This is a genomic window from Silvibacterium acidisoli, from assembly GCA_022870745.1.
In the GTDB taxonomy this organism is placed as follows: domain Bacteria; phylum Acidobacteriota; class Terriglobia; order Terriglobales; family Acidobacteriaceae; genus Silvibacterium.
This window is the reverse complement of the sequence record CP085323.1, coordinates 3,334,339-3,351,264: the sequence shown is the minus strand read 5'-3', so window position 1 is coordinate 3,351,264 and position 16,926 is coordinate 3,334,339. Positions and strand designations below refer to the sequence as shown.

Here is a 16,926-nt window from a genome sequence, read left to right as displayed (position 1 = left end):
CACAGAATGTATATTTGGTGGTGTGAATAAGGATCGGCGTAGCTTCCTCCGCGGCAGCCTCCAGGCTGGCATCGTCTCCATCGCAGCAAAATCTCTCCACGCAAGTCCGTTGCCGGGAACGAAGAACGGGGCAATCGCCTCCGGCTCCATGCGTGCAGTTGCCATTCCTTCTGCGCAGCAGGTCGCATGGCAGGACATGGAAATCGGCATGTTCGTGCACTTTGCGCCGAACACCTGGCAGGACGTCGAGTCCGACAACCTCTCGACTCCCCTTTCGAAGATCGATCCCAAGGAACTCAACACCGATCAGTGGGCTCAGACCGCTGTAGATCTCGGCGCGAAATACATTGTCTTCGTCGCCAAGCACCAGGGCGGCTTCTGCATGTGGCAGACCCAAACCACCGACTACAGCATCCGCAACACCCCATGGAAAAACGGCAAAGGCGATGTCCTGGCCGAGGTCGTTGCGTCATGTAAGAAATTCGGCCTCAAGCTCGGCGTCTACGTCTGCCCCCGCGACGATCACTTCGGCGCGACCACAGGCGGCATCTGCAAGACGCCCGAGATGCAAAAGCGTTACGACGCTATGTATCGCGAGCAACTGAAGGAGGTCTTCTCAGGCTATGGTCCGCTTGTAGAAATCTGGTTCGACGGCTCGACCATTACTCCGGTAAAGGATCTTATCGAGCAGTACCAGCCGCACGCGGTCATCTTCCAGGGACCGCAGGCAAGCATTCGCTGGGTCGGCAACGAGCACGGCTTCGCACCCTATCCCTGCTGGAACGGCATCGACCGGGCTGACGCCGAGACAGGCGTGGCAACATCGCTCAACAGCAACCCCAACGGCGATGTGTGGATGCCCAATGAGGTCGACGTCTCGATTCGCCGCCCCGACTGGTTCTGGCACACCGACAACGAGAACAAAGTTCTCACCGAAGAGCAGCTGTTCTCCGTCTATTACCGTTCCGTAGGGCGCGGCGCGCAACTGCTGCTGAACATCCCCGCGAATCGCCATGGACTGCTTTCGGACAAAGATGCCGCCTCCGCAAAAGCTTTCGGACAGGAACTGAAGCGGCGCTTCGCCAGACCCATTGCCGAGACACACGGCAGCGGCTCATCCATCACCCTCAAGCTCGATAAACCGGCGCGCATCGATACCGTCATCCTGCAGGAGGACACCACCAGGGGCGAGCGCATCCGCGAGTACAAGCTCGAAGGACGCGTCTCCGGCGCATGGCAGCCATTAGGCACCGGCAGCGCAGTGGGCCATAAACGCATTCAGCCCGTGAAGCCCGTGACAGTGGAAGCAGTGCGTCTAGTAACGACGCAGGCTGCTGCTCTGCCAGCGGTTCGCACACTGGCTGTCTACAACATCGATGCGCCGCCACCATCGGACTGGAACGCCCCTGCAGAAGCGTGGGCGTCAAACCTTGCAGGCGATTGGAAGGAACACCACTTCTCCCTCGATCTGACCTCGCAGATCAAGGCAGCCGCTCAGTATCGCCTCCACTTCATTCCGACAACAGGTAAGGTCACGGCAGTGCAGAACGTCGTGCTCAAGCTGCATGGGGTGGAGGAATCGAAGTTCGTAAAGCCGATGAAGGGTCAGGCAGACAGCCTGCTGATTGACATTACGGGGGTAGACGAAAAAGTCGAAATCTCCGGTACGGTGGTTGGCGCGGCAAACGGACAGATCCTCTTGCAGAAGCTCTGATCTGCCCGGCCCGGGCTACTTTCACTCGCGTTACTTGCCTTCGACTACGGGATTGACAAGCTTCCCAAGCTTGTCAATCTCTACTGTCACCGTCTCGCCTGCGCGCAGCCAACGCTGCGGAGTGCGTCCCAGCCCCACGCCAGCGGGCGTTCCCGTACTGATGATGTCGCCAGGCATCAGCGGCGCAATCGACGAGAGATAAGCGATCAGATCGGGCAGCTTGAAGATCAGCTCACGGCTGTTCGAGTGCTGTAACACTTCTCCATCGATCGAGAGCTTCACGTCCAGCGTGTGCGGATCGGCCACTTCGTCTTTTGTAACAATGGCAGGGCCTAATGGAGCAAAGGTATTGAAGCTCTTGCCCATCGTCCACTGCGAGGTCGAAAGCTGCACATCGCGCGCGCTCACGTCATTGAGGATCGTGTAGCCGAAGACATGCTCCTGCCAATCGGCGGCGGCGATGCGATACCCGCCCTTGCCGATCACACATGCCAGTTCCGCCTCGTAGTCCGGCTGCTTTGAAAGCGTGGGAAGCTCAATCGCAGCGCCATAGCCGATCAGTGCGGACGACAGTTTGAAGAACACTGTCGGCGTCTTCGGAATCTCCATCTTCGATTCGATCGCGTGGTCGCGATAGTTCAGGCCGATGCAGAAAATACGTGGCGGAGCCAGCAGCGGGGCATGCAGCTTCACATCTGCGAGCGGAACCTTCTCTCCAGGGCTCAGCTGCTTCTTCGCTTCTTCCAGAGCGGCCTCACCGCCCTGGATCAATGCCAGGACGGAGGGAAACTGCGCCGACAGATCGACAATCTGATTGTCGACCAGAAGACCTGCGCGCGGCGACTCTTCGCCACGTGAATATGTAACAACCTTCATGCATTTCTCCAGACTTTTCCATCCGGATAGCTGTAATCGCGCAGCGTCTCCGGGAAGATTTCAGCGCTGTAACCCGGCTTTTCCGGCAGCAGATAGTGTGCGTTGCGAATGCGTACAGGGTCAACAAAGTGTTCGTGGAGGTGATCGACGAACTCGGTGACGCGATTCTCGAGCGACGCGGAAACCCGCAGATAGTCGAACGCGGAGAGATGTTGCACGTATTCACATAGCCCCACCCCACCGGCGTGTGGACACACAGGGATGTTGAACTTGGCAGCCATCAGGATGACAGCAATGTTCTCGTTCACACCCGCAAGCCTGCAGCTGTCGATCTGGCATACATCGATTGCGCCGGCCTGCATCAACTGCTTGAACATCACGCGATTCTGGCAATGCTCTCCCGTTGCCACGCGAACACCTGGCACTTCACGACGGATGCGGGCATGACCGAGAATGTCATCGGGACTGGTGGGCTCTTCCATCCACCAGGGGTTCAACTCGGCCAGTTGTGTCGTCCGTTCGATCGCCTCATCGACATCCCAGCGCTGATTCGCATCCATCATCAGCCTGTTATCTGCGCCGATACGGCTGCGCATAAGCCGCGCGCGGCGAAGATCGTCTTCCGCGCCACCGCCCACCTTCAGCTTGAAGTGGGTCCAGCCTTCAGCGAGAGCCTCATCGCACAGCCGGATGATCTTCTCATCGCTGTAGCCAAACCATCCCGCAGAGGTCGTGTAAGCGGGATAGCCGGTCTTCTGTAGCTCGGCCAGCCTCTCTTCCATGCCGGGACGCCGTGCGCGCAGCAGCTCAAGCGCCTCTTCAGGAGTCAGCGCATCCGTGATGTATTTGAAATCCACAGCACGGACAATCTCTTCCGGCTCCATGTCCGCAAGCAGCTTCCAGAGCGGCTTCTGCTCTGCGCGTGCATAGAGGTCCCAGACAGCATTCACCAGCGCACCGGTCGCGAGGTGAATGACACCCTTCTCCGGACCTAGCCAGCGGAACTGGGTATCCGTTGTCAGTTGACGATAGAAGGCGCCAAGATCATCGGTCAGCGAGCTCAGGGTGCGGCCGACGACGTAACGCGAGAGATAGCGCACGGCTTCCACGCAAAGCTCCGTGCCACGGCCCAGAGTAAAAGTGAGGCCATATCCCGTCAGGCCGAGGTTTGTTTCAAGAATGCAGTAGGCGGCAGAGTAATCAGGGTCGGCATTGACGGCATCAGAGCCGATGCCTTCCCTTGAAGTCGGAAAGCGAAGATCGATCACTCGTACATTGGTTATTTTCAATTCGCTCAAGCGAAATCATCCTCCTAAAAAAACGCTACGCTGCGGTCCATCCACCATCGATGTTGACCAGGGAACCTGTCATGAACTCTGCTTCTTTCGAGCAGATATAGCGAACCAGAGATGCGATCTCTTCGGGCTTGCCCAGCCTGCCAACCGGCTGCCGTGCATTCAACTCTGCGCGTACTTTGTCTTTCTCATGAGCGTGGTACTTCTCGAGATAGCCTTCTACGAATGGCGTCTGCACCGTGCCCGGGCAGATGCAGTTCACTCGCAGCTCTTTCGAATACTCCACCGCAAGCTGGCGTGTCATTGCAAGCACGGCGCCTTTCGTCGTGCAGTAAGCAAAGCGCTGTTTGATACCCACCTGGCCAGCCACCGAACCGATGTTCACAATCGATCCGTGATTTGCCAGCAACAACGGCAGGAATCCACGCGTCACCAGGTATACCGACTTCACATTCACCGTCATCAGCCGGTCAAAGTCGTCAGGCTCACAGTGCGCAATGTCGCCAACATGAGCGATTCCGGCGTTATTCACCAGAATGTCCAGCTGCTCGATCTTCGCCGCGGCTTCCACTGACGATATGTCTGTCACGTCCATGTGCAACGCTTTCGCATTCGGCAGCTGAGACGCGAGCTCTTTTGCCTTTTCCAGATTGATATCGGCAACGTAGACGACTGCTCCTGCCCGTGCCAGTTCGCGACAGGTCGCCTCTCCGATGCCGCTTGCACCGCCGGTCACCAGCGCGTATTTTCCGTCAAGACGGAATGCCTCTTGTGTCATTTCAGTAAGATCCCCTGCTTCTCCACGCGCTGCTGCGCGCGGGTCAAAATATCTATGGAAGACTCACTGGTTGTCAGCGCCTCAACAACCATATCGTTCAAAACGTCCGCATACTTCGCAAGCGCCGTGCTGCGCGGCAACTTGCGCGCTCCGAGAGAAATCTCCTCGATCTTGCCGTAAACCGGCACTTCCTGCCGCAGCTGTGGATGGCGCCATGTCGACAGCCTCACTCCAACCGTGCCGTGCTTTACGATTCCGAGATCGCGCTCCTCTGAAGTGAGGAAGTGCAGAAAATCGTACGCGGCCTGCTTTTGCTCCGAACCTGAGCCAATCCCCAAAGTCCAGAAGACCGAGAGCGAGGCCGAAGTCACGCCTTCTTCACTGGGTATGGGAGCAATGGCAATCCTGCCTTGCAGCGGGGATCCAGGACGATCGCAGCGCGCCGCAAATCCGAACCAGTTCACCATCATTGCAATCGATCCGCTCAACACCACGTCACCGGAGCGGGTCGAGTCCAGCTCGGCCGACCCCGGATAACACAAGGACGCATCCGCAATCGTACGGCGATAAAACTCGAGCGAATCTAACGCAGCCTTCGAAGTCAGCTGCGGAACACCATTCGCATCGGTCAGTTCTCCGCCCCGGCTCCAGACCTGCAACGCAAAGTCGTACAGCGTATTATGGCCATCCGGAAAGGCTGCAATCAGCGTGCCGTACAGCCCCTTCTCAGGGCGCGTAAAGAACTTCGCGATGTCGGTGAATTGCTTCCACGTCCTGGGCGGCTTCAATTCGTAACCGTATTGATTACGAAAAGCCTCCTGCTCTGAAGCATCTTCGAAAAGGTCGCGCCGATAAATCAGGCACTCCGGGCCATCGTGCCATGGCAGGGAATAGAGTCCGTCGTCGAATATCAGCGGCTCTGTGATCGAGGCAGCCCATCCCTCGGGCCAGTCCGCAACAGGCTTGGCGCTCATGTATGGACTCAGGTTCACGACCGAACCCGTCTCCACCGCTTCCGCCGTCCAGTCCGTGCTGATAAAGCCAATATCCCATGTGCCGCGCTTGAGACCGTCTTTTTTGAACAGCTCGGCGTGCAGACTGTGCACGTCGAAAGGAACTGCCTCAAATTCAACGTCCGGGTGCGCCTGCCGATAGAGTGCAATCTGCTCGGCAAACGCGTTCTCAAAATCACTGAACTCCCTTACAGCAACTCGCAGCTTCGTCTCTGCCATTCTTATCTCCGCTGGATGGATACGCCATCCTCTTCGTTCGAGATATATGCTGCTTCAACCGTGCGCATCGTGTCGATGGCATCCTCGACACTGGACTGCAAATGGTCGATCTCCCCGGTCACGTATGCCTGGAGTGCTCCCATCGACCCCGCAAATGCGTCCGGAACCCAGTTGCCCGTCGTCGGCAAGGTCTGCCACTCGCCGCCGGCAGGAGCAAACCGCAGCGAGTCAGGCACGCCTTTCGGATAATCCAGGTTCAGCCCCATAACCGCGTGAAGAGAACCCTCGGTTCCTTCCCACTGCACGTAACTGCGCTGCGAGTCCTTGTAGAGATGGCCATGATTGGTCGCAATGTAGACGCGCTTCCAGTCGCCATAGTCGAGCGCGATCACGCTCTTGGTCGCAGATAGACTGGGCATCTGCGGATTCTTCACCGTGCGCGCCAGCACCTTTTGCGGATTGCCGAACCAGGCCCGCACCAGGTCAACATAGTGAATGCTGTGATACAGAATCTCAAGCCGCGGAGCAGTAGCCAGGAAGTCCCAGAGATCCCATGGAGTGTAGGTGCTCACCACCACCTCCATGTCATGGATCTGTCCGAGGGCGCCTGACTCTGCGATCTTCTTGGCGGCCAGCATGACGCTTGAATACCGCAGCTGGAAGTTCACAGCCGCCGTCAATCCCTTGCTCCGGCATATCTCGAGGATCTGTTCCGCTTCCTCGAGGGTGTTCCCCATCGGCTTCTGGATCAGCACCGCCGCTCCATCCGGCAACAAGGGCAGCACTTTCAGAATGGCACCGGCGGGCACCGCAAGATCGAAGATCGCATCCCTGGGAGCAGTCCTGATGGCGGTCTCAACAGAAACCGTCGCCAGCGGAATGCTATATTCACGCGCCAGTGCCGCTGCCTTCTCCTGGCTCACATCCACCAGCGCCGCAACCGGAAAACCCGCGTTCCGATAAGCAGGCAGATGAGCATGCTGCACGATACCGCCGGCTCCAATAATGATGATGGGGCGAGGCTCTCCAGGGAGCGGAGGCACGGCCTCGCGCAGAGCCGCCTGCAGTCGATTTTCCAGATCCAGATTCATCATGCTCAAGCTTCGAAGACAACGATGCTTCCTTCTCCCAGGCCATCAAGTCGCTAGACGGTGAAAAGATCGGGAAAGAAAGCGATGCTATTTTATACAACAAAATACGTTTTTACAGGCGACGACGCGAAGGAAGTTGCGTATCTCTTTGCCTGCCGCGTTACAATTCTCGTGACTTCCCACCCATTCTTTCAGCAAGATAACGCTTTGGGACACGAACACATTGAAAAAGGTTAAAAGACGCTACCCTACACCTGCGCTCGAAAAAGGGCTCGACATCCTGGAACTCTTCGCGCAGGAACCTGCAGGGCTGAACAAGAGCGACGTAGCGCGGCGGCTGAACCGGACCGTCTCTGAGATCTTCCGTATGCTGCTCTGCCTGGAAGAACGCGGCTATATCGCCCGCTCCGAGCAGGACGAACGCTTCCACCTGACCTTGAAGATCTTCCGCATGGCAACCGAGTATCCGCCGGTCAAGCGTCTTGTGACCGAATCACTGCCCATCATGCAGGAAGTCGTTCACGCCATCAACCAGTCCTGCCACATGGGCGTACTCGAGCGCGGACAGATCGTCATCATCGCTCAGGCAGATTCGCCTATCAGTCCCGGCTTCTACGTGAAAACCGGATCGATCGTCGACCTTATGCACGCCGCAACAGGCCACGTCATCCTCGCTCACCTTCCCGAGGAGCAGCGCGACCGCGCCATCGCCCAATGGCAGGAGCAGACCGGCCACAAGGTGCCCAAGGATCTGAACCAGCACCTGACCAAGATCAAAGCGCAGGGCTTCGAAGAGCGCGCCAGCTACGAGATCCGAGGTGTCATCAACATCACCTACCCCGTCCTCGACGAGAACGGCTATGCCGCCGCGGCCTTCACCGTACCCTACCTGGCTCGCATGGAAGACACCACGACCCCCAAGGCCGTCCACACCGCGTTGCGCACGGCGAGTGCGAAACTCAGCGAGGCCATCGGCGGCGTTCCACAACCGGCGGTAGCCGTAAAGAAATAACGGCAGCAGCCATCGAATTCCGCCTTGCTGCTGCTCTGCTGCACTTAAAGACGCACCCTCTAAAGTTGTCATTCCTTGACGGTGAGAGAAACCTGCCGTTCCTCTCACCGTCAGGAAGGACGGACCCCACAAGCAAGTCCTTCGCGGCTTTTCTTTGCGTTCTTCGCGTCTTCGCGGTGAAAAAACAGTGTGCGGAGAGCATGCTCCGACGGCTAAGCCATCTCCGAACGAGATGGCCGAAACGGCCATTCTCGCCGCCGCAATGCCCGCACGAGGTAAAGCAGCGTGCCTGCCACGGCCACCACTACAGCGAAGAGCAGCTCCCGCGAAGCATGCGGCCGCGAAAAGACGATAAAGACAAATCCCGTCAGCGCCAGTAAAGGCGGCAATGGGTAGAGCCAGATCCGGAATGGGCGCGGCATCTCCGGCCGCTGCGCTCGCAGCATGATCACTCCAACCTGCTGCAGCATGTATTGCAGCAGGATGCGAATCGCTACCAGCGCAGCGATTACGCTCGATAAGTCGAAAAAGCAGAACAGGGTCGCCACCGCACCCAGCGCCAGCAGCGAAACCGTCGGGAAACCATGCTTCCGGTGCAGCCGCGCAAACGCCCCAAAATAGTTTCCGTCCACCGCCGCTGCATACGGCGCACGCGAATAAGCCAGCAGCAAAGAGAACACCGATGCAAACGCCGTCCACATCACCAGCAGCGAGAGCACTTTCGCTGCGGTCGCGCCAAAGGTGCGATCCATGAGCGTCGCCACCACCGCAAATTTCACTGATCCCGAATGCATCAGTTCCTGCAGCGGAATCACGCCAAGCACGCTGACATTCATGCACAGGTAAAGAGCCGCCACGACCCCGATCGAAAGCAGGATTGCCCTCGGAATGGTCTTCTCCGGCCTGCGTACCTCGCCGCCCAGGAAGCAGACAGCGTAATAGCCCCAGTAGTCGTAGGTAGCCAGCAGCGTCGCCGCTCCCAGCCCTTTAAGGAAAGCCGGAGTCGCGGCAAACGCTCCTGCAGGCAACTTCAGATAGCCGGGGTGAAAATGCGAGGCCCCGGCAAAAATCGTCATGCCGATCGCCAGCAGAACGCCTCCGGTAATCGCCCAGGCAATGCGCGTAACGGCGCTCAGGTTGCGATAGAGCAACACGACCGCGAACACACAACTACCAGCCGCAATCATGCTCGTTAAGGCAACGGAATGCCCAGCCACGTGCCACGGCTTATTCAACCCCGGCCACAAATAAGCCGCATACTGCGCCAGCCCGATGCATCCTGAAGCGATCGACAGCGGAGCAGTAAAGCCAAGCTGCCAGATGTAGAGAAACGAGACGAGCTTTCCCGCGCCATCGCGTCCGTAGATCTCGCGCAGGAAGGCATACGAGCCACCGGCCTCAGGCATTGCCGCGCCCAGTTCCGCCCACACCAGCCCGTCGCAGATGGCAATGACCGCGCCAAGCACCCATCCGAGAATGGCCTGCGGACCACCCATGGCCATCACCACCAGCGGCAGCGTGATGAACGGGCCAACGCCGATCATGCTCAACATATTGATCGAGACAGCGCTGCCCAGCCCGATTTGCCGCTGAAGCTTCGATGGGGAACTCATTTCAGCCATGGCTTGCCGGATTGTACACTGAATGTTCATGCACGCTGCTCGCCGCTCACCTCTACGACTGCCGCGTCCTGCAATCTGCCTGGCGCTCGCCTGCACTCTGTCTGCCGGCTCTTTGCTCTCCCAGGTCACGCCATGGCAAACGCAGATTGCCGCCTCGCCGGATGCCCAGACGCTTCCCGAGGATCGAGGCGCGGACGGCCTCGCACAGACCCTGCGCAAGCTGCACACCTGGGCGAGCCTCATGACCATCGTGGCTCATCCTGACGATGAAGACGGCGGCCTGCTCACGCTTGAATCGCGCGGCCTCGGCGCGCGAACAGCCCTGCTCACCCTCACCCGCGGCGAGGGCGGACAGAACGCCATGTCCAGCGAAGCAGACGACGCACTCGGCCTCATCCGCACCAACGAACTTCTACTGGCAGACGAATACTCCGGCACGGAACAGTTCTTTTCACGTGTTGCCGATTACGGCTTCTCAAAGACCATCGACGAAGCGCATGAAAAATGGGGCCGCGATCGCGTCCTCTATGACGCAGTGCGCGCAGTGCGCATATACCGGCCGCTTGTCGTCACTTCGGTCTTTGTCGGGGGCATTACCGATGGCCATGGCCACCACCAGGTAGCGGGCGAAGCCGCGCAGGAGGTTTACAAGCTTGCCGGCGACCCCAATGTCTTCCCCGACCAGATCGCCGAAGGCCTCCTGCCCTGGAAGCCGTTAAAGATCTACGAGCGCCTTCCCTTCTTCTCCATCACCCAGCGAGGGATGTTTGACTACGCGACCAACAAGTGGGCGCCGGTGCGCTTCTACAACTACATCACCGGCGAGTGGAGCGACAAGGCACCCTCCGCGGATGTCCAGATTCCCGAGGGTACCTACGATCCCATCCTCGGACGCTCCTATTTCCAGATCGCGCGTGAAGGCTGGAGCAACCAGAAGTCGCAGTACGGAGGCGGCAACTACCCGCTACCCGGTCCGGTTTCAGTCGCCTATCACCGCTATGCTTCCGACGTCCCCGTCAGCGATCATGAGACGAACATCTTCGACGGCATCGACACCTCGCTGCCCGGTATGGCGATCCTCGCGCACGGCGACGCGACCTTTCTGAAAACAGCGCTCAGCAAGATCGACCAGCATGTAATGACGGCCACCTTCGGCTACCTGCCGTCCGATCCGTCGAAGATCGCGCCCGAACTGGCCGCCGGCTATCGCGAGACTCTCGACCTTATCGCCGCCGTCAAAGACAGCCCGCTCTCCGCGACCGACAAAGCGAACATCGATCACGAGCTCCGGGTGAAGGTCACACAGTTCAACACCGCCATTGCCGAAGCTCTCGGCCTGCAGGTCAACGCCTTCGTTATCCCGCGCACCGCAGACAAGCCCGATGCGCTCTCGAATACAGCGGCTGACACGCCGATTGCCGTTACTCCCAGCTCCGAGTTCGATGTGCGCCTGCACGTCACCAGCGCGGGCCCGTGGTCTACCGGCGGTCCGTTGCGGCTGACCAAAACCTGGCTCGAGCCCTCGGACACCACGCCGTGGACCATGCAGCGCCTTGGTTCGCCCGGCATGGACAGCGTCTGGAGCAACGCCGGAGACATCATCTACCGTGTAACCGTTCCTCATAACGCCCGGCTCACGCGGCCCTATTTCTCACGGCCGGATACCGAGCAGGCATACTACGATCTCTCTGACCCGAAGCTTGCCAACCGTCCGCTCGCGCCTTATCCATTGGCCGGATGGGCGGAGTTCACTTATGACGGCCTGCCCATTCGCATCGGGCAGGTCGTGCAGACCGTGCATCGCGAGCATGGATTCGGCAGCCTCTACGAGCCGCTTGTCGTTCTGCCGAAAATCTCGGTCGGCTTCTCCTCGAACGCAGGCATCGTCACACTCGGAGCGACTGCGTTCCCACTTACGGTCACGGTAAAGAACGAGCAGGCCGAGAAAGATGACGCAACCCTGCATCTCGAGTTGCCCTCCGGCTGGACATCCGATCCTCCTACAGCCAGCCTTCATCTGCGCGCGGGCGAAGCCATTCCGACTACCTTCACGATTCACCCAACAGCCGTCGACACCTCCAGCGTTCCGATTAAAGCAATCGCGCAGAGTGGAAACGATCTCTTCAACGAAGGCGTACAGGAAGTCGGATACCCCGGCGTGCGTCCCTACTTCCTCTATCGTTCCGCTTCGTACGAAGCGCGCGGTGCGGATGTGAAGGTCGATCCAAAACTGAACATCGGCTACATCATGGGGACGGGCGACGCCATGCCGCAGGCGCTGGAAGAGCTGGGTCTGCACCCACACCTGCTCACTACAGCAGAAATCTCCGGCAGCGACCTGAGCCGATACAACGCCATCGTCATCGGTATCCGCGCCTACTCCAACCGCCCTGAACTGCGAGCCAATACCCAGCGCTTAATGGACTATGTTCGCCAGGGAGGCTCGCTCATTGTGCAGTATCAGAGCGTCGGCTTCGGATCGCAGGACGCTCCCTATGCGCTGTCACTCGGCGGCAATCCCGAAAAGGTCGTGGAAGAGAAGGATCCGGTTACCCTCACAGACAATGCTCTCTTCCAGTGGCCGAACAAAATCTCCTCCGCAGATTTCAACGGATGGGTCGAGGAGCGCGGCCATTCCTTCCTCGACTCCTGGGACAGCCATTACTCTCCTCTCACCGAGACACACGATCCTGGACAGGATCCGCAGCGCGGCGGCCTCATTTACACCCGCCTGGGAAAAGGCAACTATATATATGTTGCCTACGCCCTTTACCGGCAGGTGCCGGAAGGCATACCCGGAGCTTTCCGGATTCTTGCAAACCTGGTGAGCATCGGCGCCAATCTTAACGTCACTGCCACTGCTACAAATTCACATTAAATTCACAGAAGTTCACCGTGAAATGTCGCACCAGGCCTCCCCGTTGGGGAGGCTTTTTATCTGCGTGGAATGCAGCACGGATATATCGGAAGTCCAGCACCGGACACCAATAGTTTCCCGGGTTATTCACTGAAAATTCGCAGCCTTTTCACATTCGCCTGTAAACATAAGCCACAGGTTTACGAGCGTCCCGATCCCCAAAGTCCGGTCCCGATGCCCCGTACGGCACACCTTTGGTGTGTTTATCGGAAAACAAGGATGGTCTGAAAGTCGCGGCAATGGGTCGCAAGAAGCCCATGCAGTTTCTTCTCTTCATCCTTGGTTCAGTAACAGTCACAAAAATATGAGAGGCCAAATGAACACCAATCTCAAAGCGCTGGCGAGTCTCGTGCTGCTATCGGCCATGTCGGTCGGTCATGCACAGACCACGGCTACGAGCACAAAACCGTCTACGAAGAAAAAGACGGTTGCTCGCAAGCATGTTCCGGCGAAACCGTCAGTACAATCTCAGATCGAAGAACTGCGCAACGGTCTGAACTCGCAGAAGGGCGAGATCGACACCCTTCGCCAGCAGCTCGCGGATCGCGATGCACAACTGCAGCAGGCGCAGCAGGCCGCTGCCGCAGCTCAGTCGGCAGCCAACCAGGCTCAGCAGGCTGCACAGAGCCAGCAGCAGACGCTTGCGGACAACTCGCAGGCCGTCAGCAACCTGCAGGGCGCAGTGGGTGATCTGAAGACGAATACCCAGTCGCTGGTTACGACCATCCAGGATCAGCAGGCCCAGGTCAAGAAGGATATCGAGCATCCCGATGCCGTTCACTTCAAGGGCATCACCATCTCGCCGACCGGCAGCTTCCTGGCTGCTGAAACCGTGTGGCGCAACCGCGCGACCGGCGGCGATATCAACACCTCGTTCACCGGCATTCCGCTCGAAAACTCCGACGCCGCCCGCATGACCGAGTTCTTCGGTTCGGGCCGTCAGTCCCGTATCGCCCTGCTGGCCGAAGGCAAGACCTCTGCCTTCACCATGCGCGGTTACTACGAAGCTGACTGGCTGGGTGTAGGCGTTACCTCGAACAACAACCAGTCGAACAGCTACGTGATGCGTCAGCGTCAGCTCTGGGCCCAGGCCGAAACACAGAGCGGCTGGACCTTCACCGGCGGTCAGATGTGGTCGCTTGCAACCGAAACCAAGCAGGGCATGACCAACCGCACTGAAAACCTCCCGATGACGATCGATCCTCAGTACGAGGCCGGCTTCGTCTGGGCGCGTCAGTATGGTTTCCGCGTGACCAAGAACTTCGCTAACAAGTTCTGGTTCGGCGTATCGGCTGAAAACGCCCAGACCCTGGCTCCTTCGTGCGCAGCCTCGACCGGAGGCAGCTGCCCGACGAACTACTTCATCGGCTCGGCCGGCACCAATGGCGGTCTGTACAACGGCGGCGGCGCTCCCGGTGCCACCTCCTCGGGCAACCTCGCCAGCTACTCCTTCAACCTCGCTCCCGATATGATCGCCAAGGTCGTAGCAGAGCCGGGCTGGGGACACTATGAAGTATTCGGCATCGCCCGCTTCTTCCGCAATCGCATCTACCCGAACGACAGCGGTGCGACCCCCTCGTCTGCTGGCGCCTACAACGACAAGACTGTCGGTGGCGGCATCGGCGGCAGCCTCCGCGTTCCGACCTTCCACAAGCACCTCGATGTGGGCCTCAAGGGACTGTGGGGCGATGGCATCGGCCGCTACGGATCGAGCACTCTGCCTGATCTGACCCTGCGTCCGGATGCTCAGCTGGCCCTGCTGCACGGCTTCTCTGGCCTCAGCACCCTCGAGTATCACGCCACCCCGCGCCTCGACATCTACGCCAACTACGGCGGAGACTACGTCGGCCGCTATGTCTTCACCAGCGGCACCGGCACCGAAGGCTACGGTTCGCCTCTGCTCTCGAACACGGGCTGCGGCAAGGAACCTGTCCCCGGCACCGCGCCTACTTCGGGTTTCGCTCCCGCGAACCCCAGCAGCTGCGCTGCGGTCAACAAGGACGTCCAGGAATACACGCTGGGCTACTGGTATGACTTCTACAAGGGTCCTGCCGGCCGTCTGCGCCAGGGCATCCAGTACAGCTACTTCGATCGCAACACCTGGTCGGGTGTAGGCGGAGCCCCCAAGGGCACCGATGCCATCATCGAAACCTCGTTCCGTTACTACCTCCCGTAGTCTGGAACGAAGCAATCCACCGAAGGGCATCCCGCAAGGGATGCCCTTTGCTTTTGCCCCCAACTGTAGAAATCCTTCGGCGTCGAAATAATTCTGAACCGAACCGCATGTATACTACATCTGTTGTTTAAGTCACGGATGTGATTTATATGCATAAACTTCCGAACAACCCGAAACTCCCCACCATCTTCCTGCCGCATGGCGGAGGTCCCTGCTTTTTCATGGACTGGCCCGGCGGTAAGAACCCCTTCGGCCCTCTCGAACAGTGGTTGAAACAGCTGCATTCCCAGGTCGCTGAACCGATCAAGGCCATCCTGATCATCTCCGGACACTGGGAAGAGAGCGAATTCGCCGTTACCGGGAGCGCTGCCCCCGGATTGATCTTTGACTATCACGGATTTCCGCCTCACACATACGAGCTGACCTATCCGGCCCCCGGATCTCCGGAGCTAGCCGCACGCGTACAGCGATTGCTTGTCGATTTCGGCGTACCTTCCAGCATCGACCCCGAACGCGGCTTCGACCACGGAACCTTCGTTCCCCTGAAGGTCGCCTTTCCGGAGGCTCGCATTCCTGTCGTGCAGTTGTCCCTGCACCGCAGCCTCGACCCTGAACTGCACCTGGCCATCGGCAAGGCCCTGGCTCCGCTACGCGAGGAGGGGGTGCTGATCATCGGGAGCGGCATGGGAACGCACAACCTGCGCGGACTGGACGGGCGTTTTCTGCCCCAGTTGAAGCAGTTCGACAAGTGGCTCACCGAGGCCGCCTGCCATCCGGACGCGACCACCCGCAACCTTCGGCTCAAAAGCTGGCTTTCTGCTCCACATGCTCGCCTGGCTCACCCTCACGAAGATCACCTGTTGCCGCTCATGGTAGCCGCGGGCGCGGCGGGGGACGACCAGGGGCGGCAGGTCTTTCACGACAGCCCCATGGGCATGACCATCTCCGCTTACGTGTTCGAAAACTAATCTCCACTTACATCTTCAAAACTGAAAGGAAAGACCATGAAACTCTCGACTGTCCTTCGTAGCGCTGCTCTCTCTGTTCTCGCCTTGACTGCTTCCGCCGCATTCGCCCAAACACAGTGGGCAATCGACGCGGCCCATTCGCAGGCAGCCTTCACCATCCGCCACATGGGCATTTCGAACGTGAATGGCCGCTTCGGCAACATCTCCGGAACTGTTGTTCTCGACCCGTCAGACCTGACCAAGTCTTCGGTCAAGGCCACCATCGATGTCACCACCGTCGACACCGGTGTGGCGCAGCGTGACGGCCATCTGAAGAGCCCCGACTTCTTCGACGTCGCCAAGTTCCCCACCATGACGTTCGTGAGCAAGAGCGTTTCGAAGTCCGGCGACGATTATGTTGTCCAGGGTGACCTGACCATGCATGGCGTGACCAAACCGGTGACCTTGAAGCTCGACGCTCCCGACAAGGAACAGACCGGCCCTGACAACAAGCTGCACCGTGGCTTTTCGGCCTCGACCGTACTTCATCGCCAGGATTTCGGACTGGTCTGGAATGGCACCCTCAAGTCCGGTGACAACATGCTCGGCGATGACGTGAAGGTTCAGCTGGATATCGAAGCAGTTAAGCAGTAACCAAAGCAGCGCCGCCGTTCGAAAAGGTAAAATCGATTCCATGCCAGACATTGCACAAGTCCCCCAGGCGGTTCTCGACCGCGCACGGAAGATTCGTCTGTTTCTCATGGATATCGACGGAACCATGACCGACGGCGGCGTTTGCCTTATTTCGCTGCCCAACAACGGCGGCATCGCCGAACTGAAGGCCTTTGACGCGCATGACGGACAGGGCCTCACCCTTGCTCACACCATGGGCATCAAGACCGGTTTCATCACCGGCCGCAGATCTGCCGCCGTCAGCCAGCGCGCGCAGGAACTGCATGTCGACTACGTCTATCTCGGACAGGCGAAGAAGACTGCCGCTTATGAAGAATGCATGCAGAAGGCTGGAGTTACAGAAGAGGAAGTTGCCTACCTCGGCGACGACCTGCCGGACATGCCCCTGGCTGTGCGCTCCGGCCTGGCTGTGGCAGTATCCGATGCAGCCCCGGAACTGAAGGCTGTCTGCCATCACATCACCGAGGCTCGCGGCGGAAAGGGCGCGGCGCGCGAAGTCGTCGAGCTTATCCTGAAGGCGCAGGGCCGTTGGGAAGAGGCCATTCCGCAGGCCCTGGCGTAGCTTCCTCAGGG

The 16,926-nt window shown here is 59.0% G+C and carries 13 protein-coding genes; 7 read left to right on the top strand and 6 right to left on the bottom strand.

What is annotated here, in order from left to right; genetic code table 11:
* Positions 1 to 22 precede the first annotated feature (22 nt).
* Positions 23 to 1,714: an alpha-L-fucosidase gene (locus LJD29_RS14115; protein ID WP_446742183.1), complete on the top strand. Its 1,692-nt coding sequence runs from the start codon at positions 23 to 25 to the stop codon at positions 1,712 to 1,714.
* A 30-nt stretch (positions 1,715 to 1,744) separates the two neighbouring features.
* On the opposite strand, the gene LJD29_RS14110 is transcribed toward LJD29_RS14115, so the two are convergent.
* From LJD29_RS14110 to LJD29_RS14090, 5 genes are read right to left on the bottom strand one after another with little or no spacing between them, the layout of a single operon-like run.
* Positions 1,745 to 2,590: a fumarylacetoacetate hydrolase family protein gene (locus LJD29_RS14110; RefSeq protein WP_446742182.1), complete on the bottom strand. Its 846-nt coding sequence runs from the start codon at positions 2,588 to 2,590 to the stop codon at positions 1,745 to 1,747.
* Positions 2,587 to 3,888, bottom strand: coding sequence for an L-fuconate dehydratase (locus LJD29_RS14105; protein WP_446742181.1), 1,302 nt, complete (start codon positions 3,886 to 3,888; stop codon positions 2,587 to 2,589). The genes LJD29_RS14110 and LJD29_RS14105 overlap by 4 nt, the downstream gene beginning before the upstream one ends.
* A 25-nt stretch (positions 3,889 to 3,913) precedes the next feature.
* A complete protein-coding gene (locus tag LJD29_RS14100) occupies positions 3,914 to 4,663 on the bottom strand; it encodes an SDR family NAD(P)-dependent oxidoreductase (RefSeq protein ID WP_446742180.1) in 750 nt (249 codons plus the stop codon).
* Positions 4,660 to 5,895, bottom strand: a complete 1,236-nt coding sequence (locus LJD29_RS14095; protein ID WP_446742179.1) for an ABC transporter substrate-binding protein — start codon at positions 5,893 to 5,895, stop codon at positions 4,660 to 4,662. Before LJD29_RS14095 ends, LJD29_RS14100 begins: the two co-directional genes overlap by 4 nt.
* Positions 5,896 to 5,897: 2 nt before the next feature.
* On the bottom strand, positions 5,898 to 6,989 hold the full coding sequence (locus LJD29_RS14090) for a Gfo/Idh/MocA family protein (RefSeq protein ID WP_446742178.1): 1,092 nt from the start codon (positions 6,987 to 6,989) through the stop codon (positions 5,898 to 5,900).
* Between the two features lie 220 nt (positions 6,990 to 7,209).
* On the opposite strand from LJD29_RS14090, the gene LJD29_RS14085 reads away from it, so the two are divergent.
* Complete coding sequence (locus LJD29_RS14085) at positions 7,210 to 7,998, top strand: IclR family transcriptional regulator (protein WP_446742177.1); 789 nt, start codon at positions 7,210 to 7,212, stop codon at positions 7,996 to 7,998.
* 212 nt (positions 7,999 to 8,210) lie between these two features.
* Here LJD29_RS14085 and LJD29_RS14080 read toward each other — a convergent pair whose 3' ends face one another.
* Positions 8,211 to 9,611, bottom strand: coding sequence for an APC family permease (locus LJD29_RS14080; protein WP_446742176.1), 1,401 nt, complete (start codon positions 9,609 to 9,611; stop codon positions 8,211 to 8,213).
* A 37-nt stretch (positions 9,612 to 9,648) separates the two neighbouring features.
* Between LJD29_RS14080 and LJD29_RS14075 the strand changes: the two genes are divergently transcribed.
* The 5 genes from LJD29_RS14075 to LJD29_RS14055 all read left to right on the top strand — a co-directional run bounded on the left by LJD29_RS14075 (position 9,649) and on the right by LJD29_RS14055 (position 16,915).
* Positions 9,649 to 12,498, top strand: coding sequence for a PIG-L family deacetylase (locus LJD29_RS14075; protein ID WP_446742175.1), 2,850 nt, complete (start codon positions 9,649 to 9,651; stop codon positions 12,496 to 12,498).
* A gap of 355 nt (positions 12,499 to 12,853) precedes the next feature.
* Complete coding sequence (locus tag LJD29_RS14070; RefSeq protein ID WP_446742174.1) at positions 12,854 to 14,713, top strand: hypothetical protein; 1,860 nt, start codon at positions 12,854 to 12,856, stop codon at positions 14,711 to 14,713.
* Positions 14,714 to 14,862: 149 nt separating this feature from the next.
* On the top strand, positions 14,863 to 15,681 hold the full coding sequence (locus tag LJD29_RS14065; RefSeq protein ID WP_446742173.1) for a DODA-type extradiol aromatic ring-opening family dioxygenase: 819 nt from the start codon (positions 14,863 to 14,865) through the stop codon (positions 15,679 to 15,681).
* Between the two features lie 36 nt (positions 15,682 to 15,717).
* Positions 15,718 to 16,314 (top strand): YceI family protein, encoded by a 597-nt coding sequence (locus tag LJD29_RS14060; protein WP_446742172.1) that lies wholly within the window; start codon positions 15,718 to 15,720, stop codon positions 16,312 to 16,314.
* Positions 16,315 to 16,354: 40 nt separating this feature from the next.
* Positions 16,355 to 16,915 carry a KdsC family phosphatase gene (locus LJD29_RS14055; RefSeq protein WP_446742171.1) on the top strand — a complete coding sequence of 187 codons (561 nt, stop codon included), beginning with the start codon at positions 16,355 to 16,357 and terminating at the stop codon, positions 16,913 to 16,915.
* Positions 16,916 to 16,926 lie beyond the last annotated feature (11 nt).